Here is a 21,885-nt window from a genome sequence, read left to right on the forward strand (position 1 = left end):
CTTCCCTCCCCTAGGCCAAGGCCTTGAAGGCTCCCTCGATCTCCCGCATGGCTTCCTCAAAGTAACGGGGGAAGTCCTGCTCGCTCACGTAGCGGGCCCGGCCGATGCGCTCGATCACCGGGAGCTGCAGGATCTCGTCCACGGTAACCCCTCGCCGGATGGCCGCCTCAGCCTCCTTGTAGAGGCTCAGGATCATCTTCATGATTCCGTAGGCCTTCTGCATGGAGCAGTAGGCGTCGATCTCGTGGAAGGCGTTCTGTTGCAGGAAGTCCTCGCGGATGATCCGCCCCACCTCGATGACCAGGCGCTCGGCATCCTGGAGGGCGTCGGGACCCACCAGCTGCACGATCTCCTGCAGGCCCGCTTCCCTCTGCAGGAGCTCGGAGATGGCGTCGCGAAGCTCAGGGTAGTCGGGGGCCACATGCTCCCGATACCAGGGGTCCAGGGCCGGGGTGAAGAGGGAGTAGGACCCGTTCCAGTTGATGGCCGGGAAGTGGCGCCGGAAGGCCAAGGAGGCATCCAGCCGCCAGAAGGCCCCCACGATGCGCAGGGTGGACTGGGTGACGGGCTCGGACATGTCGCCGCCAGGAGGGGAAACTGCCCCCACGATGGTGATGGCTCCCTCCTCGCCCCCCAGGGTGACCACCTTGCCGGAGCGCTCGTAGAAGGCGGCCAGACGGGCAGCCAGGTAAGGAGGGTAACCCTCTTCCGCGGGCATCTCCTCGAGGCGGCTGGAAATCTCCCGCAGAGCCTCGGCCCAACGGCTGGTGGAGTCCGCCATGAGGGCCACGGAGAAACCCTGGTCGCGGAAGTACTCGGCGATGGTGACCCCCACGTAAATGCTGGCCTCGCGGGCAGCCACGGGCATGTTGGAGGTGTTGGCGATGAGCACCGTGCGGTGCATCAAAGGCCCTCCGGTCTTGGGGTCGGTGAGCTCGGGGAACTCCACCAAGACGTCGGTCATCTCGTTGCCCCGCTCCCCGCAACCCACGTAGACCACCACGTCGGCGTTGGACCACTTGGCCAGGGCCTGCTGGGTCACGGTCTTTCCGCTACCAAAGGGCCCGGGGATGGCTGCAGTGCCCCCCATGGCCACGGGGAAGAGGACATCCAGGATGCGCATCCCCGTGAGGAAGGGGGTGTTGGGGTCCAGCTTGCGCTGGACGGGGCGAGCCCGACGCACCGGCCAGGTGTGGTAGAGCTTGAGCTCGGTGCCGTCCTCCAGGACCACCACCGGCTCCTCCACCGTGTACTCCCCGGCGGGCTTCACCTCCTTGACCCGGCCCTTCACATCCGGGGGCACCAGGATCTTGTGGGTGAAGTTGAACTCCGGCACGGTGCCCAGGACCATGCCCCCCTTCACCTCATCCCCCGGCTTGACCTTTGGGGTCCAGGCCCACTTCTTCTCTCGGTCCAGGGGATGCACCACCACCCCCCGGGTGATGTAGATCCCGGTCCGCTCCTGGATGCGCTCCAGGGGGCGCTGGATGCCGTCGTAGATGCCGTTCAGCATCCCGGGGCCCAGCTCCACCGCCAAAGGAAGGCCCGTGGACACCACAGGTTCCCCCACCTTGAGCCCCGAGGTATCCTCGTAAACCTGAACGAAGGCGGTATCCCCGTCCAGGCGGATGATCTCCCCCACCAGGCCCTCGTGGCCCACCTTGCAGATGTCGTACATGCGGGCTCCGGTCATGCCCTTGGCAATCACCGCCGGGCCCGCAATCTTCTGGATCACGCCCTGGATCATCGTCCCTCCATTCTACAGCTTGATGTCAAAGCCTATGGTCCGCTTGACCAGCTCCCGCATGTACCCCTCCACATCGGGGTTCTGGAAGGCTTCCTTCAACCCGGCTATGGGCAGGAGCACGGGAAGGTCCTTGCCCCGCATGAGCCGCTCCACCGCCTTTTCCGGCTCCGGCAAAAGCCCCTGGTCCACGGCCACCAGGGCGTACCCCCCGGCCTGGACCAGGTTTTCCAGCCGGGCCCGGGCCTCCTCTGCCGAGGTGGCGGCGTAGGCCTCGAGGCCCGCCAGCCTAAACCCCTGCGCCGCCTCGGGGTCGGCGATCACGGCGATCCTCATGAGCAGACCACCTCCTCCTCTACCTGGGCCCGGGGAAGCCCGAAGTAGGCCCGCCTGGCCAGGAGCCTAAGCCGCACGGCCTCCCACTCCCGCTCCTTCACATAGGCCAGCACCAATCCCACGCCCAGGGGGTCGGCGGCTCCCTTCCCGGCCTCCTTCAGGAGGAGGCACCTGAGCCGCCTTTCCAGGGTCTTGAGGTCCCGAGCGCCCGCTAAGGGGGCGAGGGGAGTGCCCGAAAGCTCGTCCAAGACAGCGTAATCCCCCTCGAGGAGCCGGGCGAAGCGGACCCTGTCCACGAACCGCCCACCCCGTATGAAGACGGTTTCCACCGGCACATCCTGCCCCTGGAGCTTGAAGGCGGTGCGCAGGTTCTCCGCATCCACCTCTAGGGCTAGGTAATCCCTCAAGGCCGTCTCCTCCAGGGCCTTAGAAGCCTTGGCCACCCCTTCAAAGAAGCGCTTGGCCAAAAGGGCCTCGATGCGCGCCAGATCCTGGGTTTCCCGGAGCACCGACCTTAAGGCCCGGGCCAGGGGATGGCCGGGCACGGAAAGCACCTGGGCCATCCCCGCCGCATCCTGGGCCTCGTACGCCTGCCGCCAAAGGGCTTCCTTTAAGGTACCCGGGAGAAGCACCACCTCCTCAAAGGGCTTCCCCGTGGCCTTGGCCCGGAGAACAGCCTGGAGGTTGGTGAGATCGTTCCTGAGGAGGAGAAGCCGCACCGCCTCCCGAGCCTCCCCCGTGACCAACCCCGCCAGGTCCCCCACCAACCGGGCCTGGGTGAGGGCAATGGCCCGGTCCACCTCGGGAAGGCCCTGGCCGGCCAGGTCCTGGCCGTAGACGCTCTCGGAAAGCAGGCGCAGGAAATCGGGATAGGAAAGGTCCAAGGCCTCCTGGAAGAAGCTCTCCTTGAGGAGGGTGCTCCTCCTGGCCCGCACCCGGGCGTTTAGGTAGCCGAAGTCGTCCGCCATGTCCTAGCCCCACACCACCTGGGCCACCTTGGAGGAAAGGGCATCCCAGGCCCGTTCCAGACGGCTTAACAGGGCGTTCTCCACCTGGGTCCTGCCCCCCTTGCCGATGGCCCTCACCCCAAGGCGCAAGGCAGGGTCGGCCCTAAGCTCCAGGCCCCGCTCCCGCGCCAGACCCTCGAGGTGCGGAAGATTGTCCGGATGGGAGGCCAGGGCCTCCGGCTCGCCCAAGGCCGCAAGGGCCTCCTCGGCCAGTTTCCGCAACACCTGAGGCCAGTCGGGGCTATCCGGCAAGGCCCTGAGGGCCTCCTCCACCTTGGCCTTCACCTGGGAGAGCACCTCCCCCTTGGCCTCGGTACGGGCTGTGGCCAGGAGGAGTTCCCCGGCGCTTTCTGCCCGGCGGATGGCGGCCTGCAGGCCGGCCTCGAGGGCCCGCTTTCTGGCGGAAAGCAAGCCCTCCGCCTTGGCCTTGGCCTCGGACCTCAAGGCCTCCGCCTTGGCCTTGGCCTCTTGCAGGACGGCCTGGATCTCCGCCTCCACCTCCTGGCTCAAAATGGCTTCCAGTTTGGACATCTGCCCTCCTTGGAAAAAGGCCCCACCCCACAAGGGGCAGGGCCCTAAAAACCCCTTACAGCTTGCCGTTCAGGATGAAGGCGATGAGAAGGCCGAAGATCACCAGCGTCTCGGGCAAGAGGAGGAAGATCAGGGCGGTACCGAAGTTGCTCCGGTCCTCGGCGATGGCCCCCACGCCCGCCGCACCGATGCGGGCCTGGGCCACGCCGGTGCCCAAAGCCGCCAGGCCTACCGCCAGGCCCATCCCCACGGCGATAAGGCCTCGGTCCAAGCCCCCGGAGGACGCCGCCTCCTCCGCCGCAAAAGCCAGAGCGCCGAAAACCGCCACCAGAACCGTAACCAGAAGCTTCTTCATCTCTTTCCCTCCCTAAAGCGTCTCGCGGACGCTCTTGAACGGCCGGTAAGGCCTGCCGTTCTCCTCGTAGAAACCGAACTTGGTGAAGAACTCCACCCAGATAAGACGGATGGGCTGGAGCATGTGGCCCAGGGTGGTGAGAAGCAGGATCAGGAGATGCAAAACCCCCGCCACCCCAATGCCCAGAAGCACGCCCAGAAGCCCGATCCGCTCCGCCAGGGCGAAGCCCACATCGGTGAGCAGACCCGCCAGGATACCCCCAGCAGCCCCCACCGCATAGATACGGATGTGGGAGAGGATATGCCCCGCCTGGGTGAAGATCTCCGGGATCATGAGCCACATACGGCTCATGAGAACCGCAAGCAAGAACACGCCAAAGCCCAGGTACATGAGCCCGGACAGCCACCCGGCCTGGAGGTTCCCCAGGTACCCCGCCGCCAGGGCCAGGATGCCCACCAAGCCTCCCAGGTACCCCACGCCCTCCCAGAAGTGGCCCATGTGGTGGTGCTTCAAACCCAGGTAGGCCCTCAAGGCCAGGCCCCAGAAGACCATGACCACCCCGAAGGCCACGGAAAGGAGGATGAGCTGGTTGGCGGTCTTGGCCGTGTCGATGCGGGGAATGAGGATGGGGATGAGACCCGGGTGCTCGGGGGTGCCAAACACCCCCAGGTGCTCCAGGAAGGTGCCGAAGAACTCCCCGTAGACGAAGCCCCAGACCACCGTCCAGAAGACCATCCAGTTAAGGATGTAGACCAGCTTCCCGATGACGGCGGGCTTGAGCCTCAGGGCGAAAAGGTCGATGACCAGAGGCTCATTCCGTTTCACGAACCCGGAAAGCCAGCGCCCGAGGAGCAGGAAAAGAAGGGCATACCCTATGTCCCCCACGATCATGCCAAACCAGAAGGGGAAGAAGAGGGGCACCACCGGGGTGGGGTCCAGGGAGCCGTACTTGGGGGTGTTGAGGAAGCTCACCAGAAGCTCGAAGGGCTTGACCCAAGGAGGGTTGTCCAGGGCCACGGGTACCCGATCCGCCTCGTGGTGCTCGTCCACCGGCTCAAAGGCGTAGATCACCTGGTCCTTGTGGCGGGCCAAGGCCTCCTCCACCCGGCCCTTGGCCTTCACCGGCACGTAGCCCAAAAGGGCGAAGCCGAACCGGCCCGAGGCCAGCTCCTCCAAGGCCTTAAGCCGGGCCGCCTCGTCCTTGGCCCTGGTCCAGAGGCTTTGCAGGGTAGAGGCTGCCTCCTGGGCCAGCCGGTAAAGGGCCTGGCGCACCTCGGAAAGCTCCTTGGGAGCAGCCTCGGCCCGCTCCTTCAACCGGCGGGTGGCCTCGCTTAGGGGAAGATCCCCGAAGTTGCCAGGGAGGCGGAGCTCCGCCACCCCGGCCCGGGAGAGGGCAGCCTTGGCCGCCTCGAGGTCCTTCCGGTGCACCACGAGAAGCCCGGCAACCCCTTTGGAGTAGGGCTCGCTGGCCAGGATGAACCGGTCCTCCAGGGCCTTTTTCAAGGCCTCCTCCACCAGGGGAAGCTCCTTTTCCGTGATCAAAAAAGGCACCACCCGGAAGAGGGCGCTTCGGTCCAGTCCCTGGGCCATGGCGGCAAGCTTCTCCAAGGGTTCCAGGTAGGCCTGGGCCAGGGCAAGCTCCTCCTCCAGCTCCTGCCTCTGCCGAGCGAGGCCCTCAGCGTGGGCCTGGATGGGGGAAAGGGCCTTTTCCGCCGCCTCTAGCCCATCGGGGAAGGGCCTTGCGGGCTCCATCTCCCGGCCCAGGAGGGTGAGGGTATGCTCGGCTCCCGCCGCCACCCCCTCCCAGCGCCTGAGTTCCTCCCGCTCCTCCTGGGAAAGCCTGTACTCGGCAAGCTCCTCCACCCGGAGGGTTTCCAGGTGGACCACCCCCGCCTGCTGGAGGCTGTGGAGAAGCTCCTGGGCCTTGGCCTTGGGCCCGGCCAGGACCAGCTTCTCCATGGGGGCGATCACGGCAAAACCTCCTTAAGAACCAGGGCCACGGCCTCCTCCAACCGGGCCCCTGCTTTCTCCTTTACCGCCTTAGCCTCGGCCTCCGCCTGGGCCCGGTAGCGGGCCAGGATGGCCTCCGTTTCCTTGGCCTCCCGTTCCCGGTACTCGGCCTCCAGGGCCTTAGCCTTGGCCTCGGCCTCCTCCAGAAGGGCCCTGGCCTCCGCCTCGGCCTGCCCCACCAGGGCCTCGGCCTCCTTCTTGGCGGCCTCGAGGCGGGCCAGCAGCTCCCTTTCCTTTTCCGCCAGGCTCTTGATAAGTCCCAGGCCTCCCATCGCCCCTCCCTTCGTGAAAAGATGCGCAAACTGCGCCCGCCGGACAGGATACCGGCCTTTGGGGCAAACGTCAACCAACCCCGCTTAAGTATACTTAAGCGATGCGGATTCTCGTCAACGAAAAAGGAGCCCAGCGCCTACTGGCCCGGCACCTTTGGGTCTTTCGCCGCGATGTGATTTCGGGCCCCGAGGAGCCGGGCCTTTACCCCGTTTACTGGGGCAAGCGTTTTCTGGCCCTAGCCCTCTTCAACCCCACCAGCGACCTAAGCGTGCGGGCCTACCGCTTCCGACCCGCAAGGGACCCGGCGGAGGCGCTTCTGGACAACCTGGACAAAGCCTTGGCCCGGCGCCTCCCCGCGCTGGAAAAGGAGCCCGAAGGAGGCTTCCGCCTGGCCCACGCCGAAGGGGATTTCCTGCCGGGTCTGGTGCTGGACTACTACGCCGGCCACCTGGTTCTGCAGACCACCGCCTACGCCTGGGAAGCCCTCTTGCCCCAGGTGGCCGAGAGGCTCAAACCCCTGGCCCAAAGCCTCCTGGCCAAAAACGACGCCAGGGTCCGGGAACTCGAGGGTCTCCCCCTTTACGTCCGGCCCCTCCTGGGCTACGCCCCCGAACGGGTAGCGGTGAAGGAGGGCCGGATACGCTACCTGGTGGACCTCACGGGAGGCCAGAAAACCGGGGCCTACCTGGACCAGCGGGACAACCGGATCCTCATGGAACGCTTCCGTGGGGAAAGGGCCCTGGACGTGTTCAGCTATGCGGGTAGCTTCGGCCTCCACCTGGCCTTGGGCTTCAAGGAGGTGATCAGCGTGGACAGCTCCGGCGAGGCCCTGAGGCAGGCGGAGGAAAACGCCAGGCTGAATGGGCTTACCCTCAAGACGGTGGAAGCCAACGCCTTCGACCACCTGAGGGCCCTGGAAAAGGCAGGGGAGCGGTTTGACCTCATCGTGCTGGACCCACCCGCCTTTGCCAAGGGGAAAAAGGATCTGGAAAGGGCCTACAGGGCCTACAAGGAGGTGAACCTCCGGGCCATCAAGCTCCTCAAGGAAGGGGGCCTGCTGGCCACCAGCAGCTGCAGCCACCACCTGACCGAGCCCCTCTTTTACCAGATGCTCGCCGAGGCCGCAGAAGACGCCCACCGCAGCCTGAGGGTGGTGGAGAAACGAGGGCAGGGATGGGACCATCCCATCCTCCTCAACCACCCTGAAACCCACTACCTGAAGTTCGCCCTTTTAGAAGTTCTCTGATCCGGGCCGCCAGGGCCTCGGGATCGGGTACGGGAAGGGGTACTCCCTCCCCGTTCTCCAGGTGGAGGACCAAAGCCCGTCTTCCCCGGGAAAAGGGCCCTGCTGGCCAGTAGGCCACCTCCAGGAGCATCCCCATCCATTATCCCCCAAGGCCACCCCGGGATAGACTAAGGGGGTGGAGAAGGACCTGTTGGAAGCCCTGGGCCAGCACCTGGTCTGGCGGATCGGCCGGGCCGAGGAGGAAGAGGTCCTGGTGGTGCGGGTGGGCCTGGCCTCGGCCACACCCCGCTTCCGGGAGTTGCCCAGGCTTTTGAACATCCCCGATGCCGAGGTGGCCCGCCTGGCCAAGGAAGGCCGGGTGCGGGTGGAGTGGGTGGAAGGATGAAGGCCAGGCTGCACCTCGTCCTAAACGGCCATCCCTCCCAGGGTTTACCCCTGGAACTCCAGCTGGAAGGAAACGAGGTCCGTGGGGTCTTCCGGCAGGAAAACCCCGTGCTGGGGGAGGTGGCCCTTCCCTTCGCCTCGAGGCTTAGAGGAGAGAACCTCGAGGCCAAGCTCCTCCCTCCACCTTCCCTCAAGGTGGAGGGCCGGGTGTTTTCGGGCACGAAGGGGCTGGAGCTGGAACTGGAGCTCAGTTTGGTCCTCCCCGAGGGACAAACCTGGGGGGAGCGGGCCTTTGGCCGCATCCTGGAACTCCTCTTCTATAAAAGCCTAGAGCGGTCCCTTTCCCAAATGCCCTCCTCTCCGGTATAGTGCCTCTTAAAGGAGGTGCCTATGCTGGAGATCCGGTACCTGGGCCACTCGGCGGTCTGGCTTTCCGACGGCAAGACCAAGGTGGTCATCGATCCCTTCCTCACCGGGAACCCCGTGGCCCCGGTGGGGGTGGGGGAGGTGCAGGCGGACCTCATCCTGGTTACCCACGCCCACGGGGACCACTTCGGCGACGCCGTGGCCCTGTCCAAGAAAGGAGGCACGGTGGTTTCCACCTTTGAGATCGCCACCTATGCGGAGAAGCACGGGGCCAAGGCGGTGCCCATGAACATCGGGGGCACCTACCGCTTCCCCGGAGGGTGGCTCAAATGGTTCCCCGCCTGGCACTCCTCTAGCTTCCCCGACGGCACCTACGGGGGCATGCCCATGGGGGTGGTGGTGGAACTTGGCGGCAAGCGCATCTACCATGCTGGGGACACCGCCCTCTTCTCCGACATGCGCCTCATCGGGGAGCTGGGCCTGGACTTGGCCTTCCTGCCCATCGGCGACCACTTCACCATGGGACCGGAAGACGCCCTAAAGGCCCTGGAGCTCGTAAAACCCAAGCGGGTGGTGCCCATCCACTACAACACCTTCCCCCCCATCCGTCAGGACGGGGATGCCTTCGCCGAGAAAGCCAAGGAAAAGGGCGTGGAGGGCCATGCCCTGAAACCGGGAGGTGTGTTGGTCCTTGACTAGCCTGAAGCGAAAGGATTTCCGCTTGCACATGCTCCTGGGTTTGGGGCAGACCGCCCAGGTCTATTTGGCGGAGGCTCCCGATGGGCAAAAGGTAGCCCTCAAGCTTCCCCGCAAGGAGGTAAGGCAGGACCCCAGGCTTGCCGAGCGGTTTGCCCGGGAGGTTTCCCTTAGCCTTTCCCTGAAGCACCCCCACCTGGTGCAGGGGCTTTACGGGATACCCTTCGGCGAGGAAGCCTTTTTGGCCCTGGAGTACCTGGAGGAAGGCACCCTGGAGGAACGCCTCCTCAAGGGTCCCCTGAGCCAGGAGGAGGCCATGCGGGCGCTTTTGCAGGTGGGGCAGGCCTTGCTCTTCCTGCACGAAAAGGGCTTCCTCCACCAGGATGTGAAGCCCTCCAACGTGTTCGTGGGCAAAGAAGGCTACAAGCTCGGGGACTTGGGCACCGTGCGCCCCCTGGCAGAGGCTTCCTTGGAGTATGCGGGAAGCCCCCACTACCTGGCCCCCGAGCTCTTCCTGGGGGCCAAGCCCAGCCCCAAAAGCGACGCCTACAGCTTTGGGGTGATGGCCTACGAACTCCTCACGGGAAGGCGACCCTTCCGGGGGGAAACCCTGGAAGCTCTCCGCAACGCCCACCTCCTCCTGCCTCCCCCTCCCACTTCCCTTCCCCCCAGGCTGGACAAGGCCTTGAGGCGCCTCTTGGCCAAAACTCCTGAGGAGCGCCTGGACATCAAGGGTTTCGTGGAGGTGCTCAAAGACCCCAAGGGCCAAACGAATGTGGAGGCCCCAAGCAAACGCAAAGGCATCCTCTTCCGACTGTTTTGGAGGAAATAGATGGAGCCCATCTGGTATCCCAACCCGGAGGAGATCCAGGCCACCAGGCTCTTCCGATTCATGGAGGCCCTGGGTTTCCGGGACTACGAGGCTTTCTACCGCTATAGCGTGGAGGAACTCGAGGATTTTTACCACCAGTTTTTCACCCACCTGGGCCTACCCTGGCGCAAACCCTACGAGCGGGTCATAGAAGGGGGGTTTCCCCTTCCCCGCTTCTTCGTGGGGGGGCGGCTCAACCTGGTGGAGGCGGCCCTCAGCCACGAGCCCACCGCCTTAGCCCTCATCCACGAAACCGAGGGGGGTGGGGTGCACACCCTCACCTACGGGGAGCTTTTAGAAGAAGTGGAACGGGTGGCGGCAGGGCTTCGGGCCCTGGGGGTGGAGCGAGGGGACCGGGTGGGCTTGTGGTTCCCCATGGGCCTCGAGGCGGCCATCCTCCTCCTGGCCACCGCCTGGCTTGGGGCCATCGCCATCCCCATCTTTTCCGGCTACGCCGCCGAGGCGGCGGCGGTGCGGCTTAAGGACGCCAAGGCCAAGCTTTTGGCGGTGCAGGATGGCTTCCACCGCCGGGGAAGAAGGGTGGAGCTCCTCCTCGAGGCCCGTAGGGCCCAGGCCCTGGCGGAAACCCCCCATCTTTTGGTGGTGCGCCGGCTGGGCCTGCCCCTGGAGGCCGGGGAACTGGACTACGCATCCTTAAGGGGCGAGCCCTTCCCCGCGGAGGAGATGGAGAGCATGGACCCCTTCATGCTCATCTACACCTCCGGCACCACGGGCCGGCCCAAGGGAACCGTCCACTACCATGCGGGCTTTCCCCTCAAGGCCGCCCTTGACCTGGCCCTTCTCTTTGACCTGAGAGAAGGGGATCGCCTCTTCTGGTTCACGGACCTGGGCTGGATGATGGGGCCCTGGGCCATCCTGGGAGGGCTGATCCTGGGGGCCACGGTGTTCCTCTACGACGGCGCCCCCGACTACCCGGGACCGGAGCGGCTTTGGCGAATGGTGGAGGCCCACCGCCTCACCCACCTGGGCCTCTCCCCCACCCTGGTGCGGGCCTTGATCCCCTTGGGGGAGGAGCCCATCCGGGCCCACGACCTCAGCTCCCTCCGGGTCCTCGGCTCCACCGGGGAGCCCTGGAACCTCGAGCCCTACCTCTGGTTCTTCCGGGCGGTGGGGGAGGAAAAGCGGCCCATCGTGAACTACTCGGGGGGGACGGAGGTTTCCGGGGGCATCCTGGGCAATGTTCTGGTCAAACCCATCAAGCCCATGGGCTTCAACACCGCCGTGCCCGGGATGGCCGCGGCGGTGCTGGACCCGGAGGGGAAACCCGTGGTGGGCCAGGTGGGGGAGCTTGCGGTGCTCAAGCCCTGGCCCGGCATGACCAAGGGGTTCTGGCAGGACGAGGCCCGGTACCTGGACACCTATTTCTCCCGCGTCCCCGGGGTTTGGGTTCACGGGGACCTGGCCCTTCTGGATGAGGAAGGCCACTTCTTCATCCTGGGCCGGAGCGACGACACCCTTAAGGTGGCGGGCAAGCGGGTGGGGCCTGCCGAGGTGGAAACCGCCGCCATCGCCCACCCCGCCCTCAAGGAGTGCGCCGCCATCGGGGTACCCCATCCGGTCAAGGGGGAGGCCATCGTGCTCTTCGCCGTGTTGAAGCCCGGCTTCTCCCCTAGCCCCGAGCTGGCCCAGGCGGTGGCCGACCGGGTGGCGGAAGCCCTGGGCAAACCCTTAAAGCCGGAAAGGGTTCTCTTCGTCCCCGACCTGCCCAAAACCCGAAACGCCAAGGTGATGCGCCGGGTGGTGCGGGCGGTCTACCTGGGCCAGGATCCCGGGGATCTCTCGGCCCTGGAGAACCCCGAGGCGGTGGAGGCCATCCGCCAGGCCTCCCGGGAAAGCTAGCCCGTGCGCACCCTAAGCCTTCTTCTTCTCCTGGGCCTTGCCCTGGCCACGCCTTTGGAGGACGCTCGCAGGCTCTACGCCCAAGGGGATATGGCTGGGGTCCTGGCCCGGCTTGACCCGCTTCTCAAGGGCTACGACCCCCCGGAGGAGGCCTTGCTCCTTGCGGGTTTTGCCCAGTACCGCTTAGGACGCCCGGAGGAAGCCCTCTTCACCTTTAGCCGCCTGGTGGGCACCTCGAAGGGAGGTGGTGAGGCCCTCTACGGCTTTGGCCTGGTCCTGAGGGCGTTGGGGGACTGGGAAGGAGCCAGAAGCGCCCTGGACTGGGCTTTAAGACAGGGCTACCGGGATGCGGAGGAGATCTTAAAGGGCATGCCCCCACCCCCCGCCCCCACCCCAAAGGCCCGCAAGAACCCACCGCCTTTCCGTGCGGAAAAGGCAAGGTTTTGGATCGGGGAGAAGCCCCTCCAGGTGCGGGGGGTGAACCTGGGGGTAGCCCTGCCCGGCCGTTTTCCCGCAGAGTTTCCCGGGGAAGAAGCCCTCTACCGGGCCTGGCTGGAGCTCCTTTCCGCCATGGGGGCCAATGCGATACGCACCTATACTCTTTTGCCCCCGGCTTTCTACCGAGCCCTTCTGGGCCACAACCGCCTCCATAAGGACCGGCCTCTATACCTTTTTCAAGGGGTCTGGACCGAGCTTCCGGAAGAGGAGGGTTACGAGGATTGGGAAGGACCTTTCCTGGAGAAATTTCTTCTGGAAGGACGGGAGGTCCTGGACGCCCTTCACGGAAACCTCAGCCGCCCACCCCGTCCGGGCCACGCCCATGGGGACTACACCGCGGATGTTTCCCCCTGGGTCATGGGCCTTTTGGTGGGGCGGGAGTTCGAGCCCTACTCGGTGGAAGCCTATAACCGGCGCCACCCGGGCCGCACCTACCGGGGCAGGTTCCTCGAGGCCTCCCCAAAGGCAAGCCCCTTCGAAGCCTACCTGGCCGAGGTCCTGGACCGCCTGGCCACCTACGAGCAGGAGGCCTACGGTACCCTCCGGCCCATGGGCTTCGTCAACTGGCCCACCCTGGACCCCTTGCGCTGGGAAAGCGAGGCCTCCCACCCGGAGGAATACGTTATCCGCCGAGCCCGTGGGGAAAAGGTGGAACCTCCCCGCCCAGGGCCCCTCCACGAGGAGGACACCGTCACCCTGGATCCCACCCACTTAAGGCCCGTCCCCGGTAGCCCCGTAAGCCTTTTTGCCGCCTATCACGTCTATCCCTACTACCCCGATTTCCTGGTCAACGAACGGGACCTGGCCCCCAACCGCTACCGCAACTACCTGGCCCGCCTGAAAGCCCACCACGGGGAGATGCCCCTCCTCATCGCCGAGTTCGGCCTGCCCAGCAGCCGGGGCATCGCCCACTTCCATCCCGAGGGCCTCCACCACGGCGGGCACTCCGAATCCGAGCAGGCGGAAAAGGTTCTAACCCTTTGGCAGGACATCGCCTCCTTGGACCTGGCAGGGGGAATGGTGTTTGCCCTCATGGACGAGTGGTTTAAGCGAAACTGGCTCTTCATGGAATGGGAAGTCCCGGGTCGCAACCCCTTCTGGCACAACATCCTGGACCCCGAGGAAAACTACGGCCTGTTGGCCGCCACCGCCAGGGAAGCCTTCCGGCTGGATGGGAAAGCGGGGGAATGGGAGGGCATACCCTTTCTCCTCCAGGGGGATGCACGCTTCCTCAAAGCCCATGCGGACCCCGAGTACCTTTGGCTCCTCTACCGGGGACCCCTACCCTTGAGGCTTTACCTGGACACCGTGCCCGGCGGGGTGGCGGTGACGGAGGGGTTTGGGGCGGAGTTCTTCCTGGAGGTGAACGCCGAGGGGGGAAGGCTCCTGGTGGAGAAGGGGTACTATCCCTTCCAAGAGCTGGACCACGGTCTGCCGGGGACGGAATACCTCCACTTTCGAGGGGCCACGCGGCCCGGGTCCGGACCCTTTGTACCCTTCCTCCTCGAGCCCAACCGCCGGCGCACCGGCCGGGACGGCACCGACTACCCCCGCATCGTGTACGAGCTGGGCCAGCTAAGGCGGGGCCTGGACCCCGAAGGGGCCCGGGACCCCATGGCGGATTTCGCCCTGGGGGAGGATGGGCTCTTGGAGATCCGCATCCCCTGGGGCATGCTCCTCATCGCCGACCCCAGCCAGCGCCTGGCCTGGTACGCCCCCGAGCCCCTTTCCATAGGGGGAATCGGCCTGTGGCTACCGGGTACCCCACCCCTCACCTTCACCTGGCCCACCTGGGAGGAACCAGCCTTTACCCTCAGGCTTAAACCCCTTTATTTCCGCCTGCGGGAGTCCTGGCAAGGAGGGCCTTAAGGGGGAGGCCGAGAAGCCAAGCGGCAAGCAGGAAAACCCCAAGCCCTAAACCCCCCCCAAGCAGGAGGGGCAAAAGGGCTTCCCCTGCCTGGGCCACGGGGAAGACCCACCCAAGAATCCACCCGAGCAAGGCCACGGGAAGCCCTGCCAGCAAGGCTTTTAGAAGGAAGCCGGGTAGCTCGGGAATCCCCACCCCCTCCCGCTTAAGGAGGCGAAGGTAAAGGAAAAGCCCCAAGTACCCCGCCAGGGCGGTGGCCAGGTTCAGGGCGAAAAGCCCGGCATCCTTGAGAAGCCAGTACCCCAGGGTGTTGGTGAGGAAGACCAAGGCGCTGGCGAAAACCGCCTCCCGTATCCGCCCCAGGGCATAGAGCCCCCTGAGGAGCAGGGTGTTCACCCCCCAGGGCAGGACGGCAAACCCCAAGGCGGCGAGGACCTGGGTACTGTACGCCCGGTTCTCCGGGGTAAGGGGGCCAAAGAGGCCGAAGAGCAAGACCACCACGAAGGGAGCCAGGGCCACCAGCATCCCCCCGAGAAGGGAAAGAAGGAGGGTAAGCCGCTTCAGGGGACCCGTAAGAAAGCGGGCCAGCTCCTCGCCCTTCAGGGCACTCATCCGGGGAAAAAGGGCGATGGCGGGCGAGGTGGCGAAAAGCCCCAGGACCATCTGGAAGATCACCTCGGCGTTGTAGAACCCCGTGACCGCCGCCGGGGGGTAGCGAGTCAGGATGTGGGTGAGAACCAGGTTGAGAAACTGCCGCAGGGAGGTGGTGAAGGCAAAGGGCCCCATGCGCAGGAGGGCCGGGGCAATGGCCCGGTGCCAGCGCCACTCCAGGGCGTAGTTCCTGAGAAAGGGAAGCTGCACCAGGGCCTGGACCAGCCCCCCCAGGGCCACGGAAAGCCCCAGGAAGGTGGGGTCCCCGGGGAAGAGGGCCATGAGGCCGATGGCCACCAGGTTGAAGGCAATGGGTCCCAGGGCGTAGGGCAGGAAGCGCTCCTCCGCCTGAAGAAGAGCGGAGAAAAGAGCAGCCATGGAGATGCCCAGGAGAAAGGGCAAGAGAAGCCGGGTGAGGTAGACCACCTGCCCCAAGGCTTCCCCCTGCCGGAGGTGGCTTTCCTGGGCCACCAGCAGGTTCACCACCCAGGGAGCCAAGAGATAACCCAGGCCCAGGACCAAGAGGTTCACCCCGAAGAGAAACGCCCCAAAGCGCCGGGCAAAGGACCGGGCCTCCTCCTCGGGCAGGTTCTTCAGGAGGGGGATGAGGGCGTTTTGCACCGCCCCCTCCGCCAAAAGCTCCCGGAGGAGGTTCGGTACCCGGTAGGCCACGTTGAAGGCATCCTTCAGGGCGTCGGGGTACAGGGCGTTGAAGACCGCCTGGCGCACCAGGCCCAAGACCCTCGAGGCCAGGGTGCCCCCCATGACCAGGAGGACCTTACGCAGCATTCCCCTCCAGCACCTCCTGGAAGATGTCCAAGAAGTTCGCCTGGTTGACCACCGTGAGCCCATGGAGGGCGGAAAGCTCCTTGGCGCGGGCCTTGTCCATGCCCAAAAGCACCAGAAAGCTTTCCCTGGCGGAAAGCCCCAGGACCTTTTTCAGCCCCGCGTACTTGGCGATATGGGCCTGGAAGTCCCCCGTCTTGGCCTCAAACCAGAAGAAGCGCTCCCCCACCCTGAGGAGCACGTCCAGCTCCATGGTGTCCCCGTTGGGCAGGGTAACCTGGTAGCCCACCGCCACCTCGTGGGCCAGGTTGCGGGAACGCAGGAACTTGCGAAGCCGCTCCGCCACGTACCGCTCCAGCCAGCCCCCGGTGAGGAAGTTCTGTACCCACCCCTCCGTGCTGGCCTTGGCCCGGATGCGCCGCTCCTCGCTTTTGTAGTGGTAGGAGGTGAGGAGGGCATACTGCTTGAGCATGGTGCAGAACTGGGTGGAGTTGGCGATCTCCTCCTGGGTGGCCTCGGAAAGGGAAAGCTCGAACTGACGCTTGGTGGAAAGGCTCTGCTTGAGGCGCTCGTAAAGCTTTTCCAGGCTGGGGTAGCGGTCCCCCAGGAACAGGGCCAGGCGGGTCAGGACCTTCTCCTTCTCCTCCTCTTCCTGGGGCTTCTTCACCACCTGGATGCCCAGGCCCTTCAGCCATTCCTCCAGCGAAGGTGCCTTTTTTGCCCTCGAGGGCTCCTGCACCCGGGTGGACGGGGCAGGAACTGCCCCCGCCTTCGCCCCCTCCACTTCCCCGGATTCCTTGAAAAGCCGCCAGATCTCCCGGGTCAGGGCCAGGAAACGGGTGCGCACGGGATCCTCCGCCCCTTCCAGCCCCGGCGGGGTAAGGCCCGCACGCAGGGTATCCAAAAGCCAAGCTTCCAGAGCTTCCTGCAGGCTCTCCCGGGCGGCCTCGAGGTGGGAAGCCTCCACGCGCAGGCCCAGCTCGGGAAGCTCGGCCACAAAACGGCCAGGGCCCAGGAGGTCGTACCGGGCCTGGGCCATGGACTTTTCCAAATAGCGGGTGAGAACGCCCACGAACCTAAGCATATCAAGGCTGAAAGGTTAAGCCCCGGGAAACCCGGGGCCCCTCTGGTGCCGGGGACGGGACTCGAACCCGTACGGGGGTAACCCCCCAGCGGATTTTAAGTCCGCAGCGTCTACCGTTCCGCCACCCCGGCGGGCGCCTTCCATACTACAAAAAGGGGGCCTCGGCGCCAAGGCGCAGGGTGAGGTCGGCCCCTAAAACCGCCTCCCCGGAGATGCGGTAGGGCACCCCCAACGCCTCCCCCAAGGCCTGGGCCAGGAGACCAGGCCCGTTTTCCAACACCTCCGTGCGGGAAGGAGGCAGGTCCACCGGGTGGAGGATCACCCTCAGGCCTAGCTCCCTTAGCCTCGTGCGGGCTTTTTCCACCAGGGCCTCCTGCCCGGGACCATAGACCAGGGCCACCAGCCGCCCCGTAAGCTCCCCCTTCTCCCCCGGCGCTTCCCCATCAAAGTAAACGGCCAAAAGCTGCCGCAGGACCTCCTCGTCCACGTTCCAACCCCCTGCCCCGAAGTTCCCCGGCAAAAGGAGGCTTACCAGGTGGGGTTGCTTCATGGCGAAGCCCAGGATGGCTCCCTTTTCCTCGCGGGAAAGGTCGGTCTGGAAGTAGGGCTCCACCGCCGCCACCGCACGGGGCAGGCGGAGCAAGCCGGAGGGGGAAAGCACCTGCTCCTTCAGGGCGTGAAAGAAGGCCTGCTGGCGCTGGATCCGCCCGATATCCCCCAGGGCATCCTTGCGGAAGCGCAAATACCCCTCCGCCTTCTTTCCATCCAGCACCCGGCAGCCCGGCTCGAGGTCGATGTCCAGCCCCGCAGCGGAATCCCGGTAGCGCATGGGCTTCTCCACGCAGACCCTAACTCCCCCTAAGGCGTCCACCCCCCGGCGGAGGGCCTCCGTGCTCACCACCACGTACCGGTCCGCCTGCACCCCGGTGATGCGGGCCACGGCCTCCTTCATCAGGTCCGGTCCCCCCAGGGGGCTTGCAGCATTTACCTTATGCCAGCCGTAGCCCGGAAGATTTACCCAAACATCCCGGGGAATGGAAAGGACCACCACCCGGTTGGCCCCAGGGTCCAGGCGCACCAGGAGGATAGTATCCGCCAGGCCCCGGAAGCGCTCCGGGGCCCTTCGGTGGTAGCCGGAGTACTCGGGGCTGGAGCCGTAGACCAGCACCGTGAGGGGGGCCTTCAACCCTTCGGGGGCTGGCAGGGCCCCGTGACGCACCACGGGGCCCAACAAGGGGTAGACCCATATCCCCACGGCCACCAACAAGGCCAAAAGCAGGAGGAGAAGCAACCGCCGCACGGGGGCTTAGCATACAACCCCTGAGGTGAGGCGGATTAGGGGAAGCAGTAAGTGGTGTCCGTCATCACCCGGTCCGCACGGACCAGGCCAAAACCGTATTCGACGTCCCGACCTGAGGCACCAAGGTCCTCAGCCGTCCCAGTTAGGCATTGATAGACCTGATCCGGGGTGGGCCATGCCTTCCGCTCACTGGCGTACCCACTCATGTAAAGGGCCACCACCCCGGCCACTACCGGGCTGGAAAAGGAAGTTCCACTACCCAGGAGATAGTCCCCGCTTGGCCCAGCCACCAGTACGTTCACTCCAGGGGCCACAAGGTCAAGCTCGGGGCCATAGCTGGAAAAACTAGCCCGCTGCTTTGTGTTGTCCACTGCTCCCACCGCAATCACGCCTGCCAAGCTGGCCGGGAAGAATACCCCATAGGTTCCATCGTTTCCCGCAGCCGCCACCACCACAACACCACTAGCCCGGGCCTGAGAAATAGCACTCTCAAGAACAGGATCCGAGGTATTTTTCCCACCCAGAGAAAGATTAGCAACTCTGGCCCCAAGTATCCGCGCTAGGTCCATCCCCTTGGCGATATCTGCGGTGGTAGTTTCTGAGGCACCATCCTTAAATACCTTGATGGGAACCACGTATCTGCCCCAAGTCACCCCAGCCATTCCTCGACCGTTGTTGGTCTGAGCCCCAAGGATACTGGCTACCATAAGGCCGTGTCCGAAAGTATTCCCCGTCGTACGGTCGGTAGGGTCAGCATCATCGTCGGCTACATCTAGCTTCACCCCTTGGGGGAGATAAAAGCTAGCCTGCACATCGTCATGAGGAAGCATTCCAGTATCCAGAACTGCAACAAGGGGCGGGCAACCCCGGCCAGTGCTTATGTCCCAAGCAACCTCGAGGCCCACCAAACCGTTCAGATAAACCCTTTGATTGGGGAGATAAAGAGGATCGTTAGGCAACGTCAAAGGACGGTAAAGGTAGTTAGGTTGCACATACTGGGCACCAGCCCGAAGAAGGGCCTGGGCCCGGGCCTTTTCCTGACCAGGAGGCACCTTCACCCGCAGAAGCCCCCGGGGTAAGGCTCCTAAAGGCTCAACCCCTTCTGCCCTTAAAGCCTGGACGCTAAGGCCTGCCCTGGGCAAGACCAAAAGCTCCCCAGGCACATACTCTCCCTCAAACCTGCCAAGTCCCTGAAGGTTTAGAGGTTCCTCCGCCTGTACCGAAAGAGGCCCAACTGGGCACCCAGAAGGATTTACAGGCGGGGGCGGAGGAGGCGTTTGGGGGCACGCCGTGAGGAGAAGCGCCGTGGCTGCCAGGAGCGCTGGGAAAAGAACTCGCTTCATGGCCCCTACTCTACACGCTCCGAAGCCGGGTTTTCTTAACTTTGGCCTAAGGTTTCCGCCACCCGGTCGGCCAGCTTCTCCAGGAAGGCGAAGAACATGGGCCCGTAGTGGGCGAGCTCGTCCCCGTCCGTGGCCACCACGGGGAGGTCCCAGCCCCTTTCCCTGGCCAGGGCGTGGGCCTTCTCCAGGGGATTCCGGCCCCAGGGCTTGGGCTCGTAAAGGAAAAGGTCAGGCTTGCGGCGCTTTACCTCCTCGAGGTCCGGCGGGAAATACGCCTGGGGCACATCCAGGAAGATGGGCCTAAGCCCCAGGTGCAAAAGCGCCTGGGCGATATAGCTCCCCCGGCCCACGGTGATGGGCCCGCCCAGGTCCATCTCAAAGTAGACCTTCAAGTCAAACCGCCCCTTGAGGCGGCCATACCGCTCGGCAAGCTGGTGGGCGAGCTCCGAAGCCCTCTCCTCCAGGTCCAGAAGATGCCCCAAGGTGGAGAGGTTTTCCAGGATGCCGTAGGGGCTTAAGGGCAGGGGAAGGGCGTAGACGGGAAAGCCCTCCTCCTTAAGCCGCAGAGCCTGATCCCGCTGCACCCCGGTGGAAAGGAGGACCACATCGGGCTTCAGGCTCCGAAGAAGCTCGGTGCGGGTCTTGGTGTAGGAAGCCAGGACCGGCAAGGAGAGGACCTCCGCCGGGCGGTGGCAGAAGGCGCTTCGGCCCAAAACCCTTTCCCCCACCCCCAGGGCGAAAAGGGCATCGGTCACGTTGGGAGCCAGGCTGACGATGCGCTCCAACCGGTCGGGAAGCTCCACGGGGCCCAGGATCTCGTGAAAGAGCTTCATCGCCTAAGGTCCAGGGAACGGGCGTGGGCCTCGAGGCCCTCAGCCCGGGCAAGAAGCGCCCCTTTCTGGGCCAGGTCCCTCACCGCGTTCTCGCTTAGGCCCATCACGGGGATCACCTTCAAGAAGTCCCGCACCGCCAACCCCCCCTGGAAGCGGGCGGTGCCCGAGGTGGGCATCACGTGGCTGGGCCCGGCGATGTAGTCCCCCAGGGCCTCGGGGCTACCCTCCCCCAGGAAGACCCCCCCGGCGTTTTGCACCCTTCCCAGCCAGGGCAGGGGATCCGCCAGGGCCAGGCAAAGGTGCTCGGGGGCATAGAGGTTGGCCAGTTCCAGGGCCTCCTCGAGGTCCTGGGTGAGCACCAGGCCCCCTCGCTCCAAAGCCCTCTTGGCGATCTCCGCCCGGGGCAGGCCCTCCAGCTGGCGGGAAAGCTCTGCCTCCACCCTCTCCAGGAGGGCCCGGTCGGGAGAGAGGAGCCAGGGCTCGGAGTCAGGGCCATGCTCCGCCTGGGCCAAGAGGTCAGCGGCGAGAAGCCTAGGAGAGGCGGAACCGTCGGCGATGATAAGGGTTTCCGTGGGTCCCGCAAGACCATCCAGCCCCACGGTGCCGAACACCTGCCGCTTGGCCGCCACCACGTAGGCGTTGCCCGGCCCCACGATCTTGTCCACCCGGGGAACCCGCTGGGTGCCGTAGGCTAGGGCGGCGATGGCCTGGGCCCCACCCATGGCGAAAAGCCGATCCGCCCCCGCCACCCAGGCGGCAGCCAGCACCCCGGGGTGGACCCTTGGGGGGCTGGCCACGATCACCTCCGCCACCCCGGCCACCTTGGCGGGCACCACGCTCATGAGGAGGCTGGAAAGAAGGGGGGCGCTCCCCCCGGGGACGTACACCCCCACCCGGGAAAGGGGGCGGACCAGCTGGCCGAGAAGGCCGCTGGCATCCGCCTTCAAAAATCCCCCCTTGGCCTCTTCCCGATAGAAGGCCTCTATGCGCTCCTTGGCGGTCTCCAGGGCGTCCCTGAGTTCCTCGTCCAGATCCTCGTAGGCCTGACGCCAGGCCTTCTTGGGAATCTCCTCCACGGGGTGGCCGTCCAGATCCAGGCTGAAGCGGTCCAAGGCCGCATCCCCTTCCTCCCGTACCGCGGCCAGGATACCCCGCACGATCTCCTCCACCGTGGGGTCAAAGGAAAGGCCCCGACGGGCGAAGCGCTCCCTCACCTCCTCCGCGCGGTAGATCATGCCTCCACTATACCCAGCGGCGGCGCCTCTTCACCTCCTCCACCCCCTCGAGCACCGCCTCAAACACATGGTCCTGCACCTGCTGGGCCATCCTTGCAGGAAGCCCTTCCTCCAGCTCCACCAGGGTGAGCCCCGGGCGAAGGCGGTAATGCCTGCGCATGCGCCCATTCACCTCGAGGTCCGCAAGCCTTTCCACGTACACCCGCCCCCCGGGCATGGGGAAGCGGGCCACCCCTCCCGGCTCCAGGGCCAGGCGGGGCAGAGCCAGGAGGAGGGAGAGGGGGTCGTGGTAGGGAGCCACGAAGGGCAGGGCCACGCTCTCCTTGCCCTGGGTGACCAGCACCACTCCTTCCTCCTCCAGCCTCTCCACGGTGAAGACCCGGCTCTCCCGCCCCTCCACCCGCTCGGCGAAGTACAGGGAGAAGCCCTCGGCGTCCGTTTCCGTCTGCCAGCGCTGGCGGGTCTTGGGCAGGGGCAGGTTCACCTCGGCGGTGAGGGTGGCCTTCACGCCCCCTTCCGGCAGGGGGCGCACCTCCAACCTTCCCTCCCCCGCCTCCTCCCCGGCGAAGAAGTAACGGTACACGTAAACGGCGGGGTGCTCGGTCATGG

General features: G+C 65.5%; 21 protein-coding genes and 1 tRNA gene. 7 read left to right on the top strand and 15 right to left on the bottom strand.

Features of this window, described 5'->3' with window-relative positions:
• Nucleotides 1-10 precede the first annotated feature (10 nt).
• Genes AC27GT_RS02945 through AC27GT_RS02975 form a run of 7 tightly spaced genes read right to left on the bottom strand, consistent with a single transcriptional unit; the run spans nucleotide 11 to nucleotide 6,255 of the window.
• Nucleotides 11-1,747, bottom strand: coding sequence for a V-type ATP synthase subunit A (locus tag AC27GT_RS02945; protein ID WP_487223521.1), 1,737 nt, complete (start codon nucleotides 1,745-1,747; stop codon nucleotides 11-13).
• Between the two features lie 12 nt (nucleotides 1,748-1,759).
• The gene (atpF, locus tag AC27GT_RS02950) at nucleotides 1,760-2,074 is read right to left on the bottom strand and encodes a V-type ATP synthase subunit F (RefSeq protein WP_172640102.1); all 315 of its coding nucleotides are present in this window, start codon (nucleotides 2,072-2,074) and stop codon (nucleotides 1,760-1,762) included.
• Nucleotides 2,075-2,076: 2 nt separating this feature from the next.
• Complete coding sequence (locus tag AC27GT_RS02955; protein WP_370533698.1) at nucleotides 2,077-3,048, bottom strand: V-type ATPase subunit; 972 nt, start codon at nucleotides 3,046-3,048, stop codon at nucleotides 2,077-2,079.
• A 3-nt stretch (nucleotides 3,049-3,051) separates the two neighbouring features.
• On the bottom strand, nucleotides 3,052-3,618 hold the full coding sequence (locus AC27GT_RS02960) for a V-type ATP synthase subunit E (RefSeq protein ID WP_273103868.1): 567 nt from the start codon (nucleotides 3,616-3,618) through the stop codon (nucleotides 3,052-3,054).
• 55 nt (nucleotides 3,619-3,673) lie between these two features.
• Entirely contained in the window at nucleotides 3,674-3,973 is a 300-nt protein-coding gene (locus tag AC27GT_RS02965; protein WP_126170547.1) for a F0F1 ATP synthase subunit C, read from the bottom strand.
• Nucleotides 3,974-3,985: 12 nt separating this feature from the next.
• Complete coding sequence (locus tag AC27GT_RS02970) at nucleotides 3,986-5,944, bottom strand: V-type ATP synthase subunit I (RefSeq protein ID WP_487223522.1); 1,959 nt, start codon at nucleotides 5,942-5,944, stop codon at nucleotides 3,986-3,988.
• Complete coding sequence (locus tag AC27GT_RS02975; RefSeq protein ID WP_015716774.1) at nucleotides 5,941-6,255, bottom strand: V-type ATPase subunit subunit G family protein; 315 nt, start codon at nucleotides 6,253-6,255, stop codon at nucleotides 5,941-5,943. Before AC27GT_RS02975 ends, AC27GT_RS02970 begins: the two co-directional genes overlap by 4 nt.
• A gap of 101 nt (nucleotides 6,256-6,356) precedes the next feature.
• On the opposite strand from AC27GT_RS02975, the gene AC27GT_RS02980 reads away from it, so the two are divergent.
• The 7 genes from AC27GT_RS02980 (at nucleotide 6,357) to AC27GT_RS03010 (ending at nucleotide 14,046) form a co-directional block, all read left to right on the top strand.
• Nucleotides 6,357-7,502, top strand: a complete 1,146-nt coding sequence (locus AC27GT_RS02980) for a 23S rRNA (cytosine(1962)-C(5))-methyltransferase (protein WP_487223523.1) — start codon at nucleotides 6,357-6,359, stop codon at nucleotides 7,500-7,502.
• A gap of 175 nt (nucleotides 7,503-7,677) precedes the next feature.
• Nucleotides 7,678-7,887: a DUF3248 domain-containing protein gene (locus tag AC27GT_RS02985; protein WP_015716772.1), complete on the top strand. Its 210-nt coding sequence runs from the start codon at nucleotides 7,678-7,680 to the stop codon at nucleotides 7,885-7,887.
• Nucleotides 7,884-8,255, top strand: a complete 372-nt coding sequence (locus AC27GT_RS02990) for a DUF3809 family protein (protein ID WP_487223524.1) — start codon at nucleotides 7,884-7,886, stop codon at nucleotides 8,253-8,255. The genes AC27GT_RS02985 and AC27GT_RS02990 overlap by 4 nt, the downstream gene beginning before the upstream one ends.
• Nucleotides 8,256-8,276: 21 nt before the next feature.
• Nucleotides 8,277-8,951, top strand: a complete 675-nt coding sequence (locus tag AC27GT_RS02995; RefSeq protein WP_487223525.1) for a metal-dependent hydrolase — start codon at nucleotides 8,277-8,279, stop codon at nucleotides 8,949-8,951.
• The gene (locus tag AC27GT_RS03000) at nucleotides 8,944-9,780 is read left to right on the top strand and encodes a serine/threonine-protein kinase (protein ID WP_487223526.1); all 837 of its coding nucleotides are present in this window, start codon (nucleotides 8,944-8,946) and stop codon (nucleotides 9,778-9,780) included. Before AC27GT_RS02995 ends, AC27GT_RS03000 begins: the two co-directional genes overlap by 8 nt.
• On the top strand, nucleotides 9,781-11,679 hold the full coding sequence (locus AC27GT_RS03005) for an AMP-binding protein (protein ID WP_487223527.1): 1,899 nt from the start codon (nucleotides 9,781-9,783) through the stop codon (nucleotides 11,677-11,679). It begins immediately after the preceding gene.
• A gap of 3 nt (nucleotides 11,680-11,682) precedes the next feature.
• The gene (locus tag AC27GT_RS03010; protein ID WP_487223528.1) at nucleotides 11,683-14,046 is read left to right on the top strand and encodes a tetratricopeptide repeat protein; all 2,364 of its coding nucleotides are present in this window, start codon (nucleotides 11,683-11,685) and stop codon (nucleotides 14,044-14,046) included.
• Here AC27GT_RS03010 and murJ read toward each other — a convergent pair.
• The 8 genes from murJ to AC27GT_RS03050 all read right to left on the bottom strand — a co-directional run bounded on the left by murJ (nucleotide 13,997) and on the right by AC27GT_RS03050 (nucleotide 21,883).
• Nucleotides 13,997-15,484, bottom strand: a complete 1,488-nt coding sequence (gene murJ, locus AC27GT_RS03015; RefSeq protein ID WP_038068755.1) for a murein biosynthesis integral membrane protein MurJ — start codon at nucleotides 15,482-15,484, stop codon at nucleotides 13,997-13,999. The genes AC27GT_RS03010 and murJ overlap by 50 nt on opposite strands.
• The gene (locus AC27GT_RS03020; protein WP_487223529.1) at nucleotides 15,474-16,565 is read right to left on the bottom strand and encodes a hypothetical protein; all 1,092 of its coding nucleotides are present in this window, start codon (nucleotides 16,563-16,565) and stop codon (nucleotides 15,474-15,476) included. Before AC27GT_RS03020 ends, murJ begins: the two co-directional genes overlap by 11 nt.
• A 43-nt stretch (nucleotides 16,566-16,608) precedes the next feature.
• A tRNA-Leu gene (locus AC27GT_RS03025) sits at nucleotides 16,609-16,696 on the bottom strand.
• Nucleotides 16,697-16,710: 14 nt separating this feature from the next.
• Nucleotides 16,711-17,865 carry an LCP family protein gene (locus tag AC27GT_RS03030; protein ID WP_487223530.1) on the bottom strand — a complete coding sequence of 385 codons (1,155 nt, stop codon included), beginning with the start codon at nucleotides 17,863-17,865 and terminating at the stop codon, nucleotides 16,711-16,713.
• 35 nt (nucleotides 17,866-17,900) lie between these two features.
• Entirely contained in the window at nucleotides 17,901-19,208 is a 1,308-nt protein-coding gene (locus tag AC27GT_RS03035) for a S8 family peptidase (RefSeq protein WP_487223531.1), read from the bottom strand.
• A 35-nt stretch (nucleotides 19,209-19,243) separates the two neighbouring features.
• The gene (locus AC27GT_RS03040; protein WP_487223532.1) at nucleotides 19,244-20,041 is read right to left on the bottom strand and encodes a helical backbone metal receptor; all 798 of its coding nucleotides are present in this window, start codon (nucleotides 20,039-20,041) and stop codon (nucleotides 19,244-19,246) included.
• Nucleotides 20,038-21,276, bottom strand: a complete 1,239-nt coding sequence (hisD, locus tag AC27GT_RS03045; RefSeq protein ID WP_287930390.1) for a histidinol dehydrogenase — start codon at nucleotides 21,274-21,276, stop codon at nucleotides 20,038-20,040. Before hisD ends, AC27GT_RS03040 begins: the two co-directional genes overlap by 4 nt.
• Before the next feature lie 7 nt (nucleotides 21,277-21,283).
• On the bottom strand, nucleotides 21,284-21,883 hold the full coding sequence (locus AC27GT_RS03050; RefSeq protein WP_287930389.1) for a hypothetical protein: 600 nt from the start codon (nucleotides 21,881-21,883) through the stop codon (nucleotides 21,284-21,286).
• Nucleotides 21,884-21,885 lie beyond the last annotated feature (2 nt).

The sequence above is a fragment of the Thermus sp. KWY1 genome, assembly GCF_057547025.1.

Bases quoted from the DNA above. Each gene is read 5' to 3' on its own strand.
- AC27GT_RS02975 (WP_015716774.1), bottom strand. From the start codon at position 6,255: ATGGGAGGCCTGGGACTTATCAAGAGCCTGGCGGAAAAGGAAAGGGAG.
- AC27GT_RS03005 (WP_487223527.1), top strand. From the start codon at position 9,781: ATGGAGCCCATCTGGTATCCCAACCCGGAGGAGATCCAGGCCACCAGG.
- AC27GT_RS03040 (WP_487223532.1), bottom strand. From the start codon at position 20,041: ATGAAGCTCTTTCACGAGATCCTGGGCCCCGTGGAGCTTCCCGACCGG.
- hisD (WP_287930390.1), bottom strand. From the start codon at position 21,276: ATGATCTACCGCGCGGAGGAGGTGAGGGAGCGCTTCGCCCGTCGGGGC.
- murJ (WP_038068755.1), bottom strand. From the start codon at position 15,484: ATGCTGCGTAAGGTCCTCCTGGTCATGGGGGGCACCCTGGCCTCGAGG.
- AC27GT_RS02965 (WP_126170547.1), bottom strand. From the start codon at position 3,973: ATGAAGAAGCTTCTGGTTACGGTTCTGGTGGCGGTTTTCGGCGCTCTG.
- AC27GT_RS02995 (WP_487223525.1), top strand. From the start codon at position 8,277: ATGCTGGAGATCCGGTACCTGGGCCACTCGGCGGTCTGGCTTTCCGAC.
- AC27GT_RS03020 (WP_487223529.1), bottom strand. From the start codon at position 16,565: ATGCTTAGGTTCGTGGGCGTTCTCACCCGCTATTTGGAAAAGTCCATG.
- AC27GT_RS02990 (WP_487223524.1), top strand. From the start codon at position 7,884: ATGAAGGCCAGGCTGCACCTCGTCCTAAACGGCCATCCCTCCCAGGGT.
- AC27GT_RS02945 (WP_487223521.1), bottom strand. From the start codon at position 1,747: ATGATCCAGGGCGTGATCCAGAAGATTGCGGGCCCGGCGGTGATTGCC.
- AC27GT_RS03035 (WP_487223531.1), bottom strand. From the start codon at position 19,208: ATGAAGCGAGTTCTTTTCCCAGCGCTCCTGGCAGCCACGGCGCTTCTC.
- AC27GT_RS02960 (WP_273103868.1), bottom strand. From the start codon at position 3,618: ATGTCCAAACTGGAAGCCATTTTGAGCCAGGAGGTGGAGGCGGAGATC.
- AC27GT_RS02980 (WP_487223523.1), top strand. From the start codon at position 6,357: ATGCGGATTCTCGTCAACGAAAAAGGAGCCCAGCGCCTACTGGCCCGG.
- AC27GT_RS02955 (WP_370533698.1), bottom strand. From the start codon at position 3,048: ATGGCGGACGACTTCGGCTACCTAAACGCCCGGGTGCGGGCCAGGAGG.
- AC27GT_RS03050 (WP_287930389.1), bottom strand. From the start codon at position 21,883: ATGACCGAGCACCCCGCCGTTTACGTGTACCGTTACTTCTTCGCCGGG.